Source organism: Candidatus Avelusimicrobium stercoris (assembly GCF_002437085.1).
Taxonomy (GTDB): Bacteria; Elusimicrobiota; Elusimicrobia; order Elusimicrobiales; family Elusimicrobiaceae; genus Avelusimicrobium; species Avelusimicrobium stercoris.
In genome coordinates, this window is record NZ_DJOA01000047.1 from 34051 (window position 1) to 49388 (window position 15338).

Annotated in this window: 13 protein-coding genes; 7 read left to right on the forward strand and 6 right to left on the reverse strand. The window is 50.2% G+C overall.

All coding sequences use genetic code 11. The features are described 5' to 3' along the window. Positions 1-56 precede the first annotated feature (56 nt). On the forward strand, positions 57-710 hold the full coding sequence (locus tag B2118_RS07095; RefSeq protein ID WP_428054560.1) for a DedA family protein: 654 nt from the start codon (positions 57-59) through the stop codon (positions 708-710). On the opposite strand, the gene B2118_RS07100 is transcribed toward B2118_RS07095, so the two are convergent. Then, the gene (locus B2118_RS07100; protein ID WP_428054562.1) at positions 707-2338 is read right to left on the reverse strand and encodes a glycoside hydrolase family 3 protein; all 1632 of its coding nucleotides are present in this window, start codon (positions 2336-2338) and stop codon (positions 707-709) included. The two genes, B2118_RS07095 and B2118_RS07100, sit on opposite strands and share 4 nt — an antisense overlap. Then, positions 2338-3417, reverse strand: coding sequence for a metallophosphoesterase (locus B2118_RS07105; RefSeq protein ID WP_428054564.1), 1080 nt, complete (start codon positions 3415-3417; stop codon positions 2338-2340). Before B2118_RS07105 ends, B2118_RS07100 begins: the two co-directional genes overlap by 1 nt. Before the next feature lie 109 nt (positions 3418-3526). Between B2118_RS07105 and gltX the strand changes: the two genes are divergently transcribed. The 3 genes from gltX to B2118_RS07120 are packed head-to-tail and all read left to right on the forward strand — an operon-like array spanning position 3527 to position 7997. Further along, positions 3527-4990 carry a glutamate--tRNA ligase gene (gene gltX, locus B2118_RS07110; protein ID WP_428054566.1) on the forward strand — a complete coding sequence of 488 codons (1464 nt, stop codon included), beginning with the start codon at positions 3527-3529 and terminating at the stop codon, positions 4988-4990. 28 nt (positions 4991-5018) lie between these two features. Then, entirely contained in the window at positions 5019-6902 is a 1884-nt protein-coding gene (locus tag B2118_RS07115) for a hypothetical protein (RefSeq protein WP_428054568.1), read from the forward strand. Positions 6903-6917: 15 nt separating this feature from the next. Then, a complete protein-coding gene (locus B2118_RS07120) occupies positions 6918-7997 on the forward strand; it encodes a type IV pilus twitching motility protein PilT (RefSeq protein ID WP_428054570.1) in 1080 nt (359 codons plus the stop codon). A gap of 109 nt (positions 7998-8106) precedes the next feature. Here B2118_RS07120 and B2118_RS07125 read toward each other — a convergent pair whose 3' ends face one another. Further along, positions 8107-9168, reverse strand: a complete 1062-nt coding sequence (locus B2118_RS07125; RefSeq protein ID WP_428054572.1) for a hypothetical protein — start codon at positions 9166-9168, stop codon at positions 8107-8109. 47 nt (positions 9169-9215) lie between these two features. Then, the gene (locus B2118_RS07130; protein ID WP_428054574.1) at positions 9216-10547 is read right to left on the reverse strand and encodes a GIY-YIG nuclease family protein; all 1332 of its coding nucleotides are present in this window, start codon (positions 10545-10547) and stop codon (positions 9216-9218) included. A gap of 118 nt (positions 10548-10665) precedes the next feature. On the opposite strand from B2118_RS07130, the gene rpsT reads away from it, so the two are divergent. Then, on the forward strand, positions 10666-10950 hold the full coding sequence (rpsT, locus tag B2118_RS07135; protein ID WP_177747817.1) for a 30S ribosomal protein S20: 285 nt from the start codon (positions 10666-10668) through the stop codon (positions 10948-10950). A gap of 141 nt (positions 10951-11091) precedes the next feature. Here the strand turns inward: rpsT and B2118_RS07140 are convergent, their stop codons facing one another. After that, positions 11092-12408 carry an MFS transporter gene (locus tag B2118_RS07140; protein WP_428054576.1) on the reverse strand — a complete coding sequence of 439 codons (1317 nt, stop codon included), beginning with the start codon at positions 12406-12408 and terminating at the stop codon, positions 11092-11094. A gap of 163 nt (positions 12409-12571) precedes the next feature. Here B2118_RS07140 and B2118_RS07145 point away from each other — a divergent pair, with 163 nt between their 5' ends. Continuing rightward, positions 12572-13066, forward strand: coding sequence for a YajQ family cyclic di-GMP-binding protein (locus tag B2118_RS07145; RefSeq protein WP_428054578.1), 495 nt, complete (start codon positions 12572-12574; stop codon positions 13064-13066). A 3-nt stretch (positions 13067-13069) separates the two neighbouring features. Then, positions 13070-14329 (forward strand): tetratricopeptide repeat protein, encoded by a 1260-nt coding sequence (locus B2118_RS07150; protein ID WP_428054580.1) that lies wholly within the window; start codon positions 13070-13072, stop codon positions 14327-14329. Positions 14330-14378: 49 nt separating this feature from the next. Here B2118_RS07150 and B2118_RS07155 read toward each other — a convergent pair whose 3' ends face one another. Continuing rightward, complete coding sequence (locus B2118_RS07155) at positions 14379-14933, reverse strand: type IV pilin protein (RefSeq protein WP_428054582.1); 555 nt, start codon at positions 14931-14933, stop codon at positions 14379-14381. Positions 14934-15338: the final 405 nt, after the last annotated feature.

Consider the following 15338-nt stretch of genomic DNA (forward strand, 5'->3'; position numbering starts at 1 on the left):
AATTATACCATATTATGAGCCCGTCGGGCACAAATTTATTTTGCTACAATTACTATATGGAATTTTTAGCGCAACTAGCAGATATTTTCTTGCACTTGGACGTGCATTTGAACACTTGGGCCGCCTGGATGGGTATTTGGCTCTATATCGTTATTTTTGCGGTCGTCTTTTGCGAAACGGGGCTTGTGGTTACGCCCTTTTTGCCGGGCGACTCCCTATTGTTTGCCTGTGGGGCCTTGGCGGCCTCGCACGACAGCGCAATTAACCTGCCTTGGCTGATGCCTGTCGTTTTTGCGGCGGCGGTATTGGGAGATTGTTGCAATTATGAAATCGGTAAATGGCTGGGCCCCAAGGTGTTTACCAAGAAAGACAGTATCTTTTTAAATAAAGACCACCTAAATAAGGCGCACGCGTTTTACGAAAAATACGGCGGCAAAACCATTATTTTGGCGCGTTTTATCCCCATTATCCGCACATTTGCGCCGTTTGTGGCAGGTATTGGCAAAATGACGTACTTCCATTTTGCTTCGTTTAACTTAATCGGCGCCGCGCTGTGGGTGCTGCTCTTTACGCTGGGCGGTTATTTCTTTGCCGATTTGCCCGTCGTTCAAAATCACTTTCACTATGTAATTGTAGCGATTATTGTGCTTTCGCTGTTGCCCGCGGTGTATGAATTTATCAACGCCAAACGGCAGGAAAAGAAGTCTTAATCCTGTACGTCCGGCAAGGCAACGGGCAATACGCCCTGGGCGGATTGGTTGCCCAAAATAATGTCCGCAGCCGTTTGCAAGACATATTTATTTAACCCGTAGGTGGCCATAACCACGTCCGCCTCCGGGTAATTTTTTATATCGTACGGGCTCATCGTGGAGATAAACACCGTGTTCGGGTTTTCCTCTATCAAGCCGTTAATGGCGTTTTTTTGGTTGATATTGGTTTTATCGGCCCATTGCAAACTGGTTACAATCAGCAAATCGGCCCCTTTGGCGCACGCGGCGGCGCGCTGGCTGTCCTTTTTGCGCGGGGTTAAGGCCGCATTGTAACTGCGTATCGTCCACCCCTTTTGCAAGAACGGTTTGGAAAAATTCATCAGTTGGTCCGCAAAGCGAGCCGGAGCAAAAAACACTGCACACACCGTCGGTTTTTTATTGGAAGCGGGTTTAAACGGAAGCAATTTCTTTCTGTCGCGCACCAAGGTTACCGATTCCGCGCTGATTTTGGCCAGTGCCGTATGATACGCCTCTTCAATTGGCGCAGGGACCGCACGGGAATTGTCCAATAACCCCATTTGCTTTTTTAACGCAAAAACTTTGCGGGCGGCTTCCTCCACCACGGGCTCCAAATGCTTGGCTTGCACATCGCGCCACACTTGGTCAAAGACCGATACGGGCTTTACATACCGCCCGAGTAAAATCATATCCGCCCCGCTTTCCAGTGCGCGCACGGCACACCCGGCAATCGTGCAATAGGTGGTGGCGCTCTTCATATCCAAACTGTCGGTTACAATTAACCCCTTAAAACCCATTTTCCCGCGCAGTAAATCCTGTAAAATCGGTCGCGAAAACGTGGCTACATTTTTGCTGTCTAACGCCGGGTATAAGATGTGCCCCGTCATCACGCCGGGCACGCCTTGTTTAACGGCGGCTTCAAACGGAGCCAAATGGATTTTTTGCAGTTGTGAATAACTGGCCCGCACGACCGGCACATCGTAATGGGAATCGGCCGATGTGTCGCCGTGGCCCGGGAAATGCTTTACCACGCTAACGATATCCGCCGCCTTAAAACCGTTAATAAGCGCACTGCCCATACGCGTTACGCTGGCCGGGTCTGACCCGAAGGAGCGCACGCCGATAATAGGGTTATGCGGATTGCTGTTTACATCCAGCACCGGGGAAAAATTGATATGCACACCCGCGCGGCGCAACTCTAATCCGGCCAAATAGGCTATGGCGGCAGCGCCCTCTTCGTCGCGCGCGGCGGAGAGCATCATATTGGTAGGCAAATAGTCAAACCCCAGAGTAATAGGCGTATAGACCGTGCCACCCTCGTAATCAATGGAAATAAACAACGGAATTTTATGCGGGCTGACGGCGGCCCAAGATTGCAGTTTATCCACCAATTTTTTGGTTTCCGCCAGCGAGTAATTTCCCCATTGGATAAGCACCCCGCCAATTTTGCCCTGCTCAATCGCCGGGCGCACCTGCTCCGCACTGTCCACGTCCACAAACACCACCAAGGTCTGCCCCAGTTTTTCCTGCGGGGTCAAATCCTCAAAGCGCGTTTCGGCCGCTAACGGTAACACACAAAAAAGCAACGCGGACAGCAGGAGTTTTTTCATCAGTAATTAACCTCTACCACCGGAATTTCCGCCGGAGCCAAAAAGCGCAGCGGAATACCCCAATAGAACATACCGGACGTTATGTAGAATTTCATTTGTTCCACTTCAAACAATCCATACACGCGCGGAAATTGCAAGCGCACTAAATATTTGAAAGGGAAAATCTGCCCGTTGTGGGTGTGCCCGCTAAACATTAAAGCGGCCCCGTGCTGGGCGGCTTCTTCGGCAAACACAGGCGTATGACTTAAAAAGATAAGCGGCTTTTTGTTATCCGCTTTTTTAAGCACATCTTCGGCCTCTTGGGCGGTCATACGCACGGTTTTGGCGTCTTTTATGCCCGCCACTTGAATGCCGTTAGGCATTTGGACAAGGTCGTTTTCCAAAAGAGTAATGCCCGCTTCTTTAAAAAATTCCTTGGAGTTTTCGTACCCGACATAATACTCGTGGTTGCCAAAAACGCCATAAGTGCCCTGTGGGGTAACTAAATTTTTAATGCGTTCGGCGTATTTTTCGCGCGACGGGCCGTATTCAAACACATCCCCCAAAACAAGCAAAGCATCCGGCTTTTCAGTCTCAATACGGCTCATCGCCTTATCAAACCGCTTGTACGATACGCCCATCCCCAAGTGGGAATCGGACAAGAGGGCTAGTTTCATTTTGGGCGCACCGGGCACGGTTACGGAAATATGTTTTAACTTTGGGGAAGAAATTCCCCCGTAAATTGCCATACCAAATACGACAGCCATTGTGCCCACGCTTAAAACCCCCAGCCATACGCGGCAATGCAAATGGCACAAATTTAAAATCCAATGCAGTACGGCAAAACCCGCGCAAATGCAAAAGCCTAAAAATACAAGCCCCATCCAAGCATAGGCAAAATAATAAAGCCAACTTTCCCACACACCCCAATACGTGCGCGTATAACCAAGCCCCCAAAACATCAGTACTGAAAATAAAATAGGTAATAACACAACCGGGTATTTCCACCCAATCTGTGGGAAAGACGTAAACAGCCAAGCCCCTATGGTTACCTGCATCAGCCACATAATCACCGAGGCTACCACAAAAAATGCACCCACAAACTCCTCCTTTTTCTAAAAAACTCTTTTTTATATTTTAAAAAATTTTCCATAATAAGTATAATATACCTATATACGTATCATATTTAAAAGAGGACATAACAACACTATGACCGTAAGAGTTAGATTTGCCCCGTCCCCGACTGGTTTCTTACACATCGGCGGCGTGCGCACCGCGCTTTTCAACTACCTTTTCGCTAAAAAAAATAAAGGCACTTTTTTACTCCGCATTGAAGATACCGACGAGGAACGCTCCACGCAGGCCTCTACCGACGCTATCTTTGAAGGGATGCAATGGATGAATTTGAACTGGGACGAAGGCCCAATGCCCGACGGTACCAACAAAGGGCCGGACTTTCCGTACTACCAGGCCCAACGTGCCGATATGGGCATTTACAAAAAATACATTGACCAACTGTTAGCCGAAGGCAAAGCCTATAAATGCTATTGCACCGAGGAAGAATTGGAAGCAAACCGCCAAAAATGCTTGGCTGAACACCGCCCGCCCAAATACAGCGGCAAGTGCAGCCACCTGACGGCAGAACAGCAAAAAGAGTTGGAAGCCCAAGGCCGCAAATACGTTATCCGCTTCCGTATGCCGCAGGAAGGCGACGTGGAGTGGGACGATATGATCCGCGGGCACGTTAAATTCGCCAGCAAGGATTTGTACGACCTCGTCATCCAAAAAACGAGCGGTTACCCCACCTACAACTTTGCCGTAGTAGTGGACGACCATTTAATGCGTATGACGCACGTCATCCGTGGCGACGACCACATTTCCAACACCCCGGCGCAGATTCAAATTTATCACGCCTTGGGCTGGAAGGAACCGATTTTCGCCCACTTGTCTATGATTCACGGACCGGACGGCAAAAAACTTTCCAAACGCCACGGTGCGACCAACGTAGTGGAATTTCGCAATATGGGTTATTTGCCCGAAGCGCTTAAAAACTACTTGGCCCTGCTCGGTTGGGCTACGCCCGATTCCCAGCAACTCTTTAAACCCGGCGAACTGGAAGAAAAATTTGATATCTCCGGCTGCCAGCCCAGCCCGGCCGTAATGGACCCGGAAAAACTGAACTGGATGAACGGGGAATATATCCGCGCTACGCCCTTAAACCGCTTGACCGATTTGGCTATGCCGTTTATTGAGAAAGCGGGCATTAACGTATCCGGCGTGGACCGCGCCAAACTGGAAGGCATTATCGGTTTGGAACAGGAAAAATATAAACTCTTAACCGAAATCCCGGATTTAATCCGCTTCTTCTTTGAAGAACCCGTATTTGAACAGGAAGCCCTGGACAAAGTATTTGCCAAGCCCGAAGCCAAACAAGTGTTGGAAGGCATTATTAAAGTGTACGGCGATTTAACCGACTTCACCGAAGCCAACCTGGAAACCGCCGCACGCGCCTATGCCAAAGCCAACGGGATGAAGGCCGGACAAATCTTCCACCCGGTACGCGTGGCCGTTTCCGGCCGCACGCACGGACCGACCTTGTTCAAAATGTTGGAATATATGGGTAAGGAAAAAGTCCTCGCGCGCCTTACTAACGCGCTGAAATTCTGCAAATAACAGCACCGCCCCAGGGGCAGGGAGAGCCGTGAAATATTGGCTTTTTGACGGAAGTGATGTAGTCGGGCCGTTTACGCCGCAGGAACTTGCGGCGCGGCCCGGCTTCGCCCCCACCAGTTTAGTCTGCCCCGAAAACACCAGCGACCAAGAAGACAGTTGGAAAATGGCCTCCGCCTTTGAGGAGTTAGCCACCACATCTGCGCCTGCCGAAGAAGAATTAGACACCGATACCTTTGATAAGGAAATGGACACGCTTTTAAAGGAGCGTTCGCCCTTGTCCGAGCCGCAGGAACCGCCCACAGAACCGCCGTCTTCGCTCCAAATGCCCCAAAAGCCAGCCAAACCCGGCCCGATTGAGGATTATTTCAACAATATGCAAGGGGGCGACTTGGGCAATATTTTGGGCATCCCGGACCCGAACGAAAATTCGGATATGAACTTGGCCCGGGCACTAGCCAAACAATTTAACAAAACCACTCCGCCCGCCGATAAGGTGGTGGATAAAGACCCCTTTGACGAATTTACCGGGGAGCCGGAAGAGGAACCGCAAGCCAAGGTTGAGCCGGCTCCTGCTGCGCCCACACAAGAACAACCTGTTCCGCCGCCCGCGCCGGTACAAGAAAAAGAGCCGGAACCCGCTTCTATCCCTATATCCGCCGAGCCGGAAGAGAAAATGGAACTAACGGTCCACGGCGCCAAAACGCAGATTTTATCGGATAAACCTGCCCCCGAAGAGGCTAAATCCGAATCCGCGCAAGCAGAAGCCGAACCTGAACAGGAGGTCCAACCTGCACAAGAAGCGGAACCTAAATTAACGGAAACCAAACCGACAGAGCCCACCGAGCAAAAAAACGGTCAAACGGAAGCGGAGCTCGAAGCGGCCCCTATGTTTACCTTACCCGTAGTGGACCAACCCGAAAGCGAGTTACCGCCTATGCCGCAAGGCCCGGTGGAAACCGCAGAACCCCTTTTAACTGACGAAATTCCCGCCCCAACGGTGGACGAACACGCCCCTGTTACAGAGGCCCCTGCTCAGCCCTCACAAGACGAGCCAGAAATTTCCGCAGAGGAACCTGTTACGCCGCCCGCGGACCAGCCCGCGCCTGCCCCGCAAGAAACAAAGGCGGAGCCGGACCCGGCGACAACTATCGTGCTGGAAACGCCCGACGAACCCGCCGACGACCAAGAAGGCGAGGTGCAGGAACTGCCTAAACCCAACACTGAACCCGTAGAGGATATTTTGGTTGGGTCCTTAAAGGTCAAGGCTACGCCGGAAATACAGGAACCCATTAAAAGCGTGCCGATAATGCCAGAAGTCAACCAAGTGCGCCCGCGGCTAAAACCGACGCCGGAAATTCAACAATTTTTAACCGATACGCAAAACGAGCGCATCGCCGCCACCCGCAATAACAAAAAGGCAATGGCGGCCTTAGCGGTACTGGTGGCCTTAATTGCGCTAGGACTGGTATTAATGTTTAATCAAGCCCCCGCAGACGGACAGAAAAAAACCGCGCAAAACGCCCCGGTATCCCCCGAACTGGTGCCGGAAGAAAAAACCATATCTGCCACAGATCAGGAAATTTTACTGCCAGCCCCGCCGCCTGCGGTTAAACCGCAAACGGTTTCCGCCGCGGACAAGGCTTTATCGGCGGTGCAAAACTATACACTTTCCGGCGGGCGCGGCACGGTGGCCGCGTATTTGGACCGCCTGTACCGGAACAAACTTTCCCACGGATACACCGGGAATTGGTCCGCAGAACCTTTGCATAAAAACGCATATATTGTAAAATACAGATTAACCAAAACCCGTATGGAACCCATTGTATATGTCTTCCAAGCGGATGTTTCAAAAGGAACTTTAACCGGCGCGCTAAACAATGTGGCGCTGGATTTGCTGGGCAAAATTCAATAACTACGAGGGTTATATATGATATTGATGGACGACTTGTTCAAAATGATGAAAGCCAAAAACGCTTCCGATATTCACTTAACGGTAGGGGTTCCGCCCGTGCTGCGTATTCAGGGCCGCCTGTACGCCACACCGTTTGAAGCCTTAACCAAGGAAACCGCCCAGACGTTAATTTATTCCATTTTAACGGACGACCAACGCCAGCAGTTTGAAGACAAGTTGGAGTTGGACTGCTCTATCGGCCTTAAATCGCTGGGGCGTCTTCGTGTAAACGTCTATAAACAAAAAGGTTGCGTGGCCGCGGCCTTGCGTTCTATTCCGAACGAATTTAAATCCTTTGAACAACTCAACTTACCGCCCGTGGTATATAACATTATGAAGTTAAACAAAGGCCTTGTGTTGGTAACGGGGTGCACGGGGTCCGGTAAATCAACGTCTTTGGCCAGTATGATTAACTACCTGAATATGAACGAAAGCAACCACATTATGACGGTAGAAGATCCTATTGAATTCGTACACCCGCACAAACGCAGTATCGTCAATCAGCGCGAAGTTGGCGCCGATACCCTTTCGTTCGCCGATGCCTTAAAACACTTTTTGCGTCAGGACCCGGATATTATTCTGGTCGGCGAGTTGCGCGACCGTGAAACGATGGAAGCCTGCCTTACCTTGGCTGAAACCGGGCACTTGGTGTTTGCCACCTTGCACACCAACGACGCCGTGCAGTCTATCAACCGTATTATTGACGTCTTCCCGGCCAACCAACAGCCGCAAATCCGCACGCAGTTGTCCTTCGTGTTGGAGGCTATTTTGTCCCAGCAGTTAATCCCCACCTTAACGGGCGGACGCGCGATGGCGTGCGAGGTGTTGCTTGCCAACTCCGCCGTGCGCAGTTTAATCCGCGACGGCAAAGCCGAACAGATTATCTCCACGATGCAAACCAGCGTAGGTATGGGTATGATTACGATGAACCAAGCATTGGGTGATTTGTACATCCGCAAACAAATCAGTTACCAAGAGGCCATTTCTCACACGGGCGACCCGTCCGGCTTGAAGACCTACTTGCAACAGAAATTGGGAACCGCCAGTTTCAAATAAAAGCCTCTTTACTTTTGCGGGGTTGCTTTCGGGCAACCCCGTTTTTTATGTATAAAAACGCACAAAAAAGCCGCCCGGTAAAGGGCGGCTTTTTCTTCCGTAAAATTTTTTATTGCTGAGGACGGTTGCTTACCACTTTCGGGCACACACGGATAAAGATATCCGTGCCTACCGCATCGGAAAGTTCCGGCGCAACGGTATCAACAAAGGCGTTTTGCGTCCAGCCGGAAACATACGGCGGTGGCAACAGGCGTCTCACACTGGTAGCCAAAATGCCCCATTTGTAATCGGTCAAATTATTTTCGTCCTTGGTGCGGATAGAAAACGTAACCGATTGGTCCCTATTCAAAAGCGGGGAGTGCATATGCGCCCGGCGCAGAGAACCCGCGCCGCCTTCAATAAACATCGGCTGGGCGATAATTACCAGTACTTCGTCCGTCTTACCGAACGACGCCGCCGCGTAATAGGGCTGCAATTCATCGCTCCAAGAGGCCAAGGTGTTTTGCACCGTAGCACCCTCTTCGGTCGTCAGCGGAATTAGCATTGCGTTGGAATCGCGCAAGACGGTTTTCACAAACGCATCGGAACCATTTTTTTGCTGGAAAGCCATATATGAGCCAGATTTGTATGTTCCTGCCGCCGGGAAATATGGGCTCGCCACTACAATTTGTTTCTCTGGGTTTAACATCCGTAAATTCGTGAGCAAGTTGGAAAGTTGCAATTTAGCGCCTTCGTTCCACTCCGTCGCAATAAAAATGCGGTTTTTGCCACGCAATAATTTGGCATACGGCACGGAATTAACGTGCACGACATTTCTGTCAATCAGCACGTCCACCTTTTTTAAATGCGTACGCAAATAGGACACATCCTTCGTGGCGGCCTGGTAGAGTTTGGAATCCGGGAGCAAATTCTGTTCCCCCGCCCATACTTTTACCGCGTTTAAATCGCGCTGCTGGCGCAAGGCACGCAGTTTCCACATATGTTGGGCTTGGGTAATGGCGGAACCAATACTGGGATTATAAAAAGTTTTGGGAAAGGCACTTTTGGCGGCCTTTTCCATAGCATTTGCCGGCACTTTTACGGCCGGGAGTTTCCCGCGCTGGGCTTGCGCCGCGCCGGAAAAAGCGAGGATAAAAAGAGACGTTAGCATCAGCGTAAGTGTTTTGTTCATACTGTTATTATAAGTTTGCCCAGGGCCCAAAACAAGGGCCAAAGGACCTAGGAGGTCATAGGCCCGTTGGAAAGCGTTTCCTTGTTGCGTAGGGTGCGGTGGTAAGTAATGGCAAAGCGGTGGACCTCATCGCGAATTTCCATTAATAAGTTTAAGGCTGGGTCGCCTATGGGCAGTTTAATGCTCTCCGCCGCGCCGGGCAGGTAAATACCCTCGTGCGTTTCGGCAAGGGCTATAAACGGGATATAAATGCCCGCGCGGTCAAAGGCGTTTAAGGCCGCGGTAATTTGGCTTTTCCCGCCGTCCAGCAAAATTAAATCGGGCGCTTGGGTAGGGTCCTTTTTTATTTGGCGCAGGCGGCGGAAGACGCTCTCTTCCATCATCGTAAAATCACTTCCCCCGCGCTCGGGCAGTTTAGAGCGGATTTTAAAGCGGCGGTAGTGCTCGTGATTCTTTTCGCCGTTAATGTAGCACACCACGCACCCCACGGCCTCTCGCCCGAACAAGTGGGAGTTATCAAACGCTTCAATATGCGCGGGCAGTTTGTTTAAACCGATTACCTGCGCCAAGCGTTTTAACTTGTCCGTATTTTCCATAGCGGTAGTAATTTTATCGTCCTTAAACCGCCCGACGAGCACGCGCTCCTGCATATGCGCCAAGGCGTGCAAAAAATTGCGGTAAACGGCCGCCTGTTCGTATTCCCACTTGGCGGCGTGTTCCTTCATTAACCGCGTGATGTTTTCGGTAATATTGCCAAAGTGCCCGTCCAAAAATTGCGCCATACGCTCGGCAATTTTGCGGTAATCCTCGTACGAAATTTTGCCCGCACACGGCGCCGGACATTGCCCGGTGTGATAGTAAATGCAGGTGTTAATTTTGCGCGGGTCCAATTCCTTTTCGCGCGAAAAATTCCATTTGCACGGGCGCAAGGGAGCGTATTTGCTCTTCCACAAAAAACGCATTAAACTTTTTACAATGCTGGATTTAGGGTACGGGCCAAAATACAAGTCTTTTCCACGCACCACGCGGCGCGTTAAATGCAAACGCGGGAAGTCCTCCCCCATCGTTAGTTTTAAATAAGGGTAACTTTTGCCGTCCTTGCCAAGTGAGTTAAAAAACGGTTGGTATTGCTTAATTAATTTTTCTTCCAGCACCAAGGCGTCGCGTTCGCTGGCGGTGGTGATATAGTCAATTTTGGCAATCATCGGCAGCAGGCACGGCAATTTCCACCCGCGGGAATACAGGTTGGATTCCTGGAAATACTGCTTCACCCGGTCGGACAAATTTTTGGCCTTGCCTACATAAATAATCGTGCCCTCTTTGGAGCGCATTATGTAAACACCGGGTTTATTTGGTAAAATATCTAGGCGCGGGTCCATAGAAGTATTGTAACATTTCAGGCGCGCAGCCTGCTTACACAAAAAAAATCAGTTGACCCCGCGGCAATAAAAGGATAAAATATTAGTAACCCGATTTTTCTATTAGAGGAACTATATAATGGCAAAACTTAAAACTGGTCGGCACACTAGCGCTATCAAAGCGCAGCGCCAAGCCGAAAAAAGAACTTCCGCTAACAAGGGCTTGATTAAAAAAGTCCGCTTAGCCACCAAGACTGTGAACGCTTCCGCTACCACGAAAGCCGCCACGCTGAAAGAAGACTTAAAAAAAGCCGAATCTTGCATTGACAAGGCCGCCAAAAAGAACGTAATCCACTGGAAAACGGCCGCCCGCAAGAAATCCCGCTTGGCCAAAGCCGCTAACAAAGCCGCTGCCGCCAAATAATAAGTCTTGCAATAACCTTTAAAACCGCCCTTGACCGGGCGGTTTTTTATGGCAATTTTTCCACTCTCCATATGGCAATTTAAAAACTTGCCCACAAAAAAGGCGCCCCGGTAAGAGGCGCCTTTTTTCACACGCAAAACCTTATGCTTCCGGGACGTGTTTGTATTTAAAGATGCAGGCAAACAAAATAGCCACCACCAAGGAGAAGCCCGCGAAAATAAACCACGATTCGCTCCACCCGGCCATAATGGTATGGGAAACATCCGCCGGATATACCGCGCCGCTGGGCAAAAAGCCGTTCGCCGCCGTATAAGCGTTGATGTGGACGTTTACCAACTTGTTAATGACCCATTGGGCGCCCAGCGTACCAATCATCGCGCCGAAGCCGTTGGTCATCAGCATAAATACGCCCTGCGCGCTGGAACGGATGGCCGGGTCGGTTTCTTTATCTACATACAAGGAGCCGGACACGTTAAAGAAGTCAAACGCCACCCCATATACAATCATAGAGGCCACCAACAGCACAATACCGCCCGCGGTGGACGGGTTGCCGATACCAAAGAAGCCAAAGCGCAGCACCCACGCAAACATACTGATAAGCATTACCTTTTTGATACCGAAGCGTTTCAAGAAGAACGGAATCAGCAAAATGCACAGCGTTTCGGACATTTGGGAAAGGGAAATAAGCGCGTTAGCGTTATTGGCCCCCCAAGAGCCCGCAAAACCCGCCAAGGAGTTAAAGCCGTTAATAAACGGGTTGGCGTAAGCGTTGGTAACCTGCAAGGACATCCCCAGCAGCATAGAAAAGATAAAGAAAATAGCCATCTTTTTCTCTTTAAACAACGCAAACGCTTTGAGGCCCAAGGCTTCGGCCAGCGATTTGGCCTTTTCCGTACAGGTGGGGCAGGCGGGCAAGGTAAAGCAATACAAGCCCAAAATCACGCCCAAAATGCCGGAGAAATACCATTGCATATAGGTATTTTGGAAGCCCGTAAAGTTGGAGGTCAGCATCGCGCAGATAAAACCAACCGTACCGAATACACGGATGGGAGGGAACGCGGAAACGGTATTAAAGCCGCCTTGGCGCAAGGCCGTATAAGCCACGGAGTTGGAAAGCGCAATCGTAGGCATATAGAAAGCCACGCTAAACGTGTAGCAGGCAAAAACCAGCGCAAAACTTACTTGGGGGAGCGAACCAAAATAAGCCGCCCCGGCCATACCGGCCGCCGCCAGCAAATGGCACAGGCCCAGCAGTTTCTGTGCGGGGATCCAACGGTCCGCCACAATGCCGATAATAGCCGGCATAAAGAGCGATACAAAGCCTTGTACCGCGTAAAACCAACCGATATTTTCCGCCAATCCGGCACCGGCCAGGAAGGTACCCATAGAAGTAAGGTACGCACCCCAAACGCCGTATTGGAGAAAGTTCATTGCAGTCAAACGAATTTTGATGTTCATAAGCGAATTACCGCCGAAGCAGGGAAACTCCGGCTGCAAACCTCCATAGAATTGACGGGAAACGCCCTTGGCGCAACTGCCCCCGCCGATAAAACCATTGTACAAAAAAAGATATAATATAGGAAATAAATTGAAAAACGCCGTTTTTAGGAGGAAATTTCATATGGCAGATTACAGTTTTGACGTCGTATCCAAAGTGGATTTGAACGTAATTGCGGAAGCCGTCAGCGCCGCAAATAAAGAAATCACCAACCGTTACGATTTTAAAGGCACCAATTCTACGATTGAACTCAATCAAAAGGATAACGAACTGAAACTCGGTTCCAGCGACGAATATAAGGTAAACACCTTGCGCGACATTATTTTTACGCGTATTGCCAAACGTGGTATTCCGCTTAAAAATATGCTGCCGCAAAAAATTGAAGCCGCTTTGGGCGGTAACGCCAAACAGACGGTAAAAATCCAGCAGGGTATCCCGTCCGACAAAGCCAAGGAAATTTCCAAGGCCATTAAAGACGCCAAATTGAAGGTTTCCGCTTCTATCCAGGGCGACCAGTTGCGTGTATCGTCCAAATCCAAGGACGAACTCCAAAACACGATGGCCCTTTTAAGAGGGCGCGACTTTGGCGTGGAACTCCAATTCACCAATTACAGATAACTTATGCGCAAACTATTACTTATTTTAAGTGCGGCTTTGATTGCCGCCCCGGTCCTGCAAGCGGCCGATATGTCCGCCGCGTTGGATTTTTATAAAAAGCAGGCGCTTACGATTTCCGCCGACCCCGGCCGGGAAGGCCGCGCCTTTGCCAAAGCCTTGGCGGATAATTTAGGCACTTGGGCCTTGCAAAACCCGGGCCAAGCCGCCACAGCCGACGCGCTTTTGCTCCAAACGCGCCTTTATCTGCGCGCGGAAGACAATGCCGATGCGCTCGTTACGCTCCTTAAACTGCGCAAGGTCTTTCCGTCGGCTGATACAAGTGCTTTAAAAGCGCTGTTGCCGCAAGCCGCCGAAGCCGTGCAGTCGGACTCGCGCAATTTAGTCAGCCAACTCTTTGCGCTTCCGCTCCCCTCCGAAGCCGATACCGAAGCGGACCGTGAAGCCGAAGCCTTATATGCGCTTTCCAAATTGCCGGGGCGCACCGTATATGCCCCCGCCGCGCAAGCGTTTGAAACCTTTTTCGCGTTTCATCCCAAATACGAAGATGGCGACAAGGTGGAACTGTGGTACGGGGATTTGCACCGCGTAAACGGCAATTATTTGGCCGCTATTTCGCAATACAAAAAAGCGGGCGAACTTTATCCCAAAACGCCGTATAAAGCCGCCAGTTTGCGCCTTATCGGCGATATTTACGCCGACAATTTAAAGGACACCGCCAACGCCACCGCGTACTATACGCGCGTACTGCGGGAGTTCCCGGGTTCGTCCGAAACGGGCGTAGTGTATAAGCATATGGCCATTTTGGACGAGAATAACAAACAGTTTGACAGCGCGCTTATCAATTATGATAAATCCATTGAACTGTTGGGCAACACCGCGGCTTCGTACGAATCGTACCGCGGCAAGGCGGATGTGTATGTAAAAAACAAGAACTACGGCGAAGCATATAATACCTTATTAAAAACGGCCAATGTATTTGGCTCGGACGAAGAAAAATGCACCTTCTCGCTCTTAGAAGCCGCCAATGTGGCCAAAAAGCGTATGCGCGACCAAGCCAAATATATGCAGGCCTTGGAAAAGGCCCTCGTAGCGCATCCCGCCGGGCCGCGCGCCCCGCAAATTATGTTTGATTTGGCTTCCGCCTACGAACAGCAAGGCAAAAAAACGCAGGCCGTGGAAATGTACAAACGGTTGATTATCAATCACCCCACCAACAAGTTGGCCGCCCGTGCCCAAGGCCGCTTGGACAGATTGCAGAAATAAGATAACTTAAACCTAAAACCGCCCCGGGAAAATTTCCCCAGGGCGGTTTTTATTTGTTCATATAATAGGCTTGGCGATGCGCCCAGGCACCGCCCCCGTCGCCTTGACTGGTTGGAGTGTCCTGTCCAGACAGATTTTGGCAGATTTTATTGGAGATCTGGCTATCCATATCAGCCCAGCAAATAAAAAAGGTATCTCTGTGATATTTTTCTATCAGGACTAAATCCTTAATATCCTCACATAAAAAAGCCGTCTCAGTCCCTCCGCGGCCACTAATATTACAACTAACATCCGTGCTGGAAATTTTACTTGGGTTTTCCTTTTTAAATCCGGCGGGCATAGCAATAATCAGCGAATCCAAATTGGCGGCATAGCGGTTGGTTTGCATATAAAAATGCTGTTGGGCTAGGTCCACCGCACGGACGAGGTTATACATCGTCGCCGCGCGGCTGCTGCCCACCGCCACCCGGTACGACGGCATAGCGGCCGCCGCCAAAATACCGATAATAAGAATAACGACTAATAGTTCAATTAAGGTAAAGCCACTGCTAACAACCCAAGCGGTAGATCCTGAAATAAATTCAGGATGACCTCCTTTTTTCATAACGATGTCATTCCCGAGTGTGGGGCGGCCCGCAGGGTTCGGGAATCTGTTGTTAATTGTTGCCGTTCTGTTCCGCAACAACAGATCCCCGACTAAATTCCTCGGGGATGACAAAATAGAGGTATGTACCGTGCGGCCACCCCAAGCAGACGTCATTCCGTAAGGTTTGGCGGCCCGCAGGGTTACGGAATCTCGTCGTTTCGCAACAACAGATTCTGGACTACAACACTCGGGAATGACGCCACTATCGCAAGTGGCCGCACGGCTAATAGTAATAAATCCTTTCATTTTTCTCCTTGTTAAGGCCTTTATATTTGAGCAAAACGGCCTTTTATACGCATTTTTATACGGCAGATACATCCGGGTATGTCCGGCCTTAATTGTCAAAATTTTAACAAAAAAAAA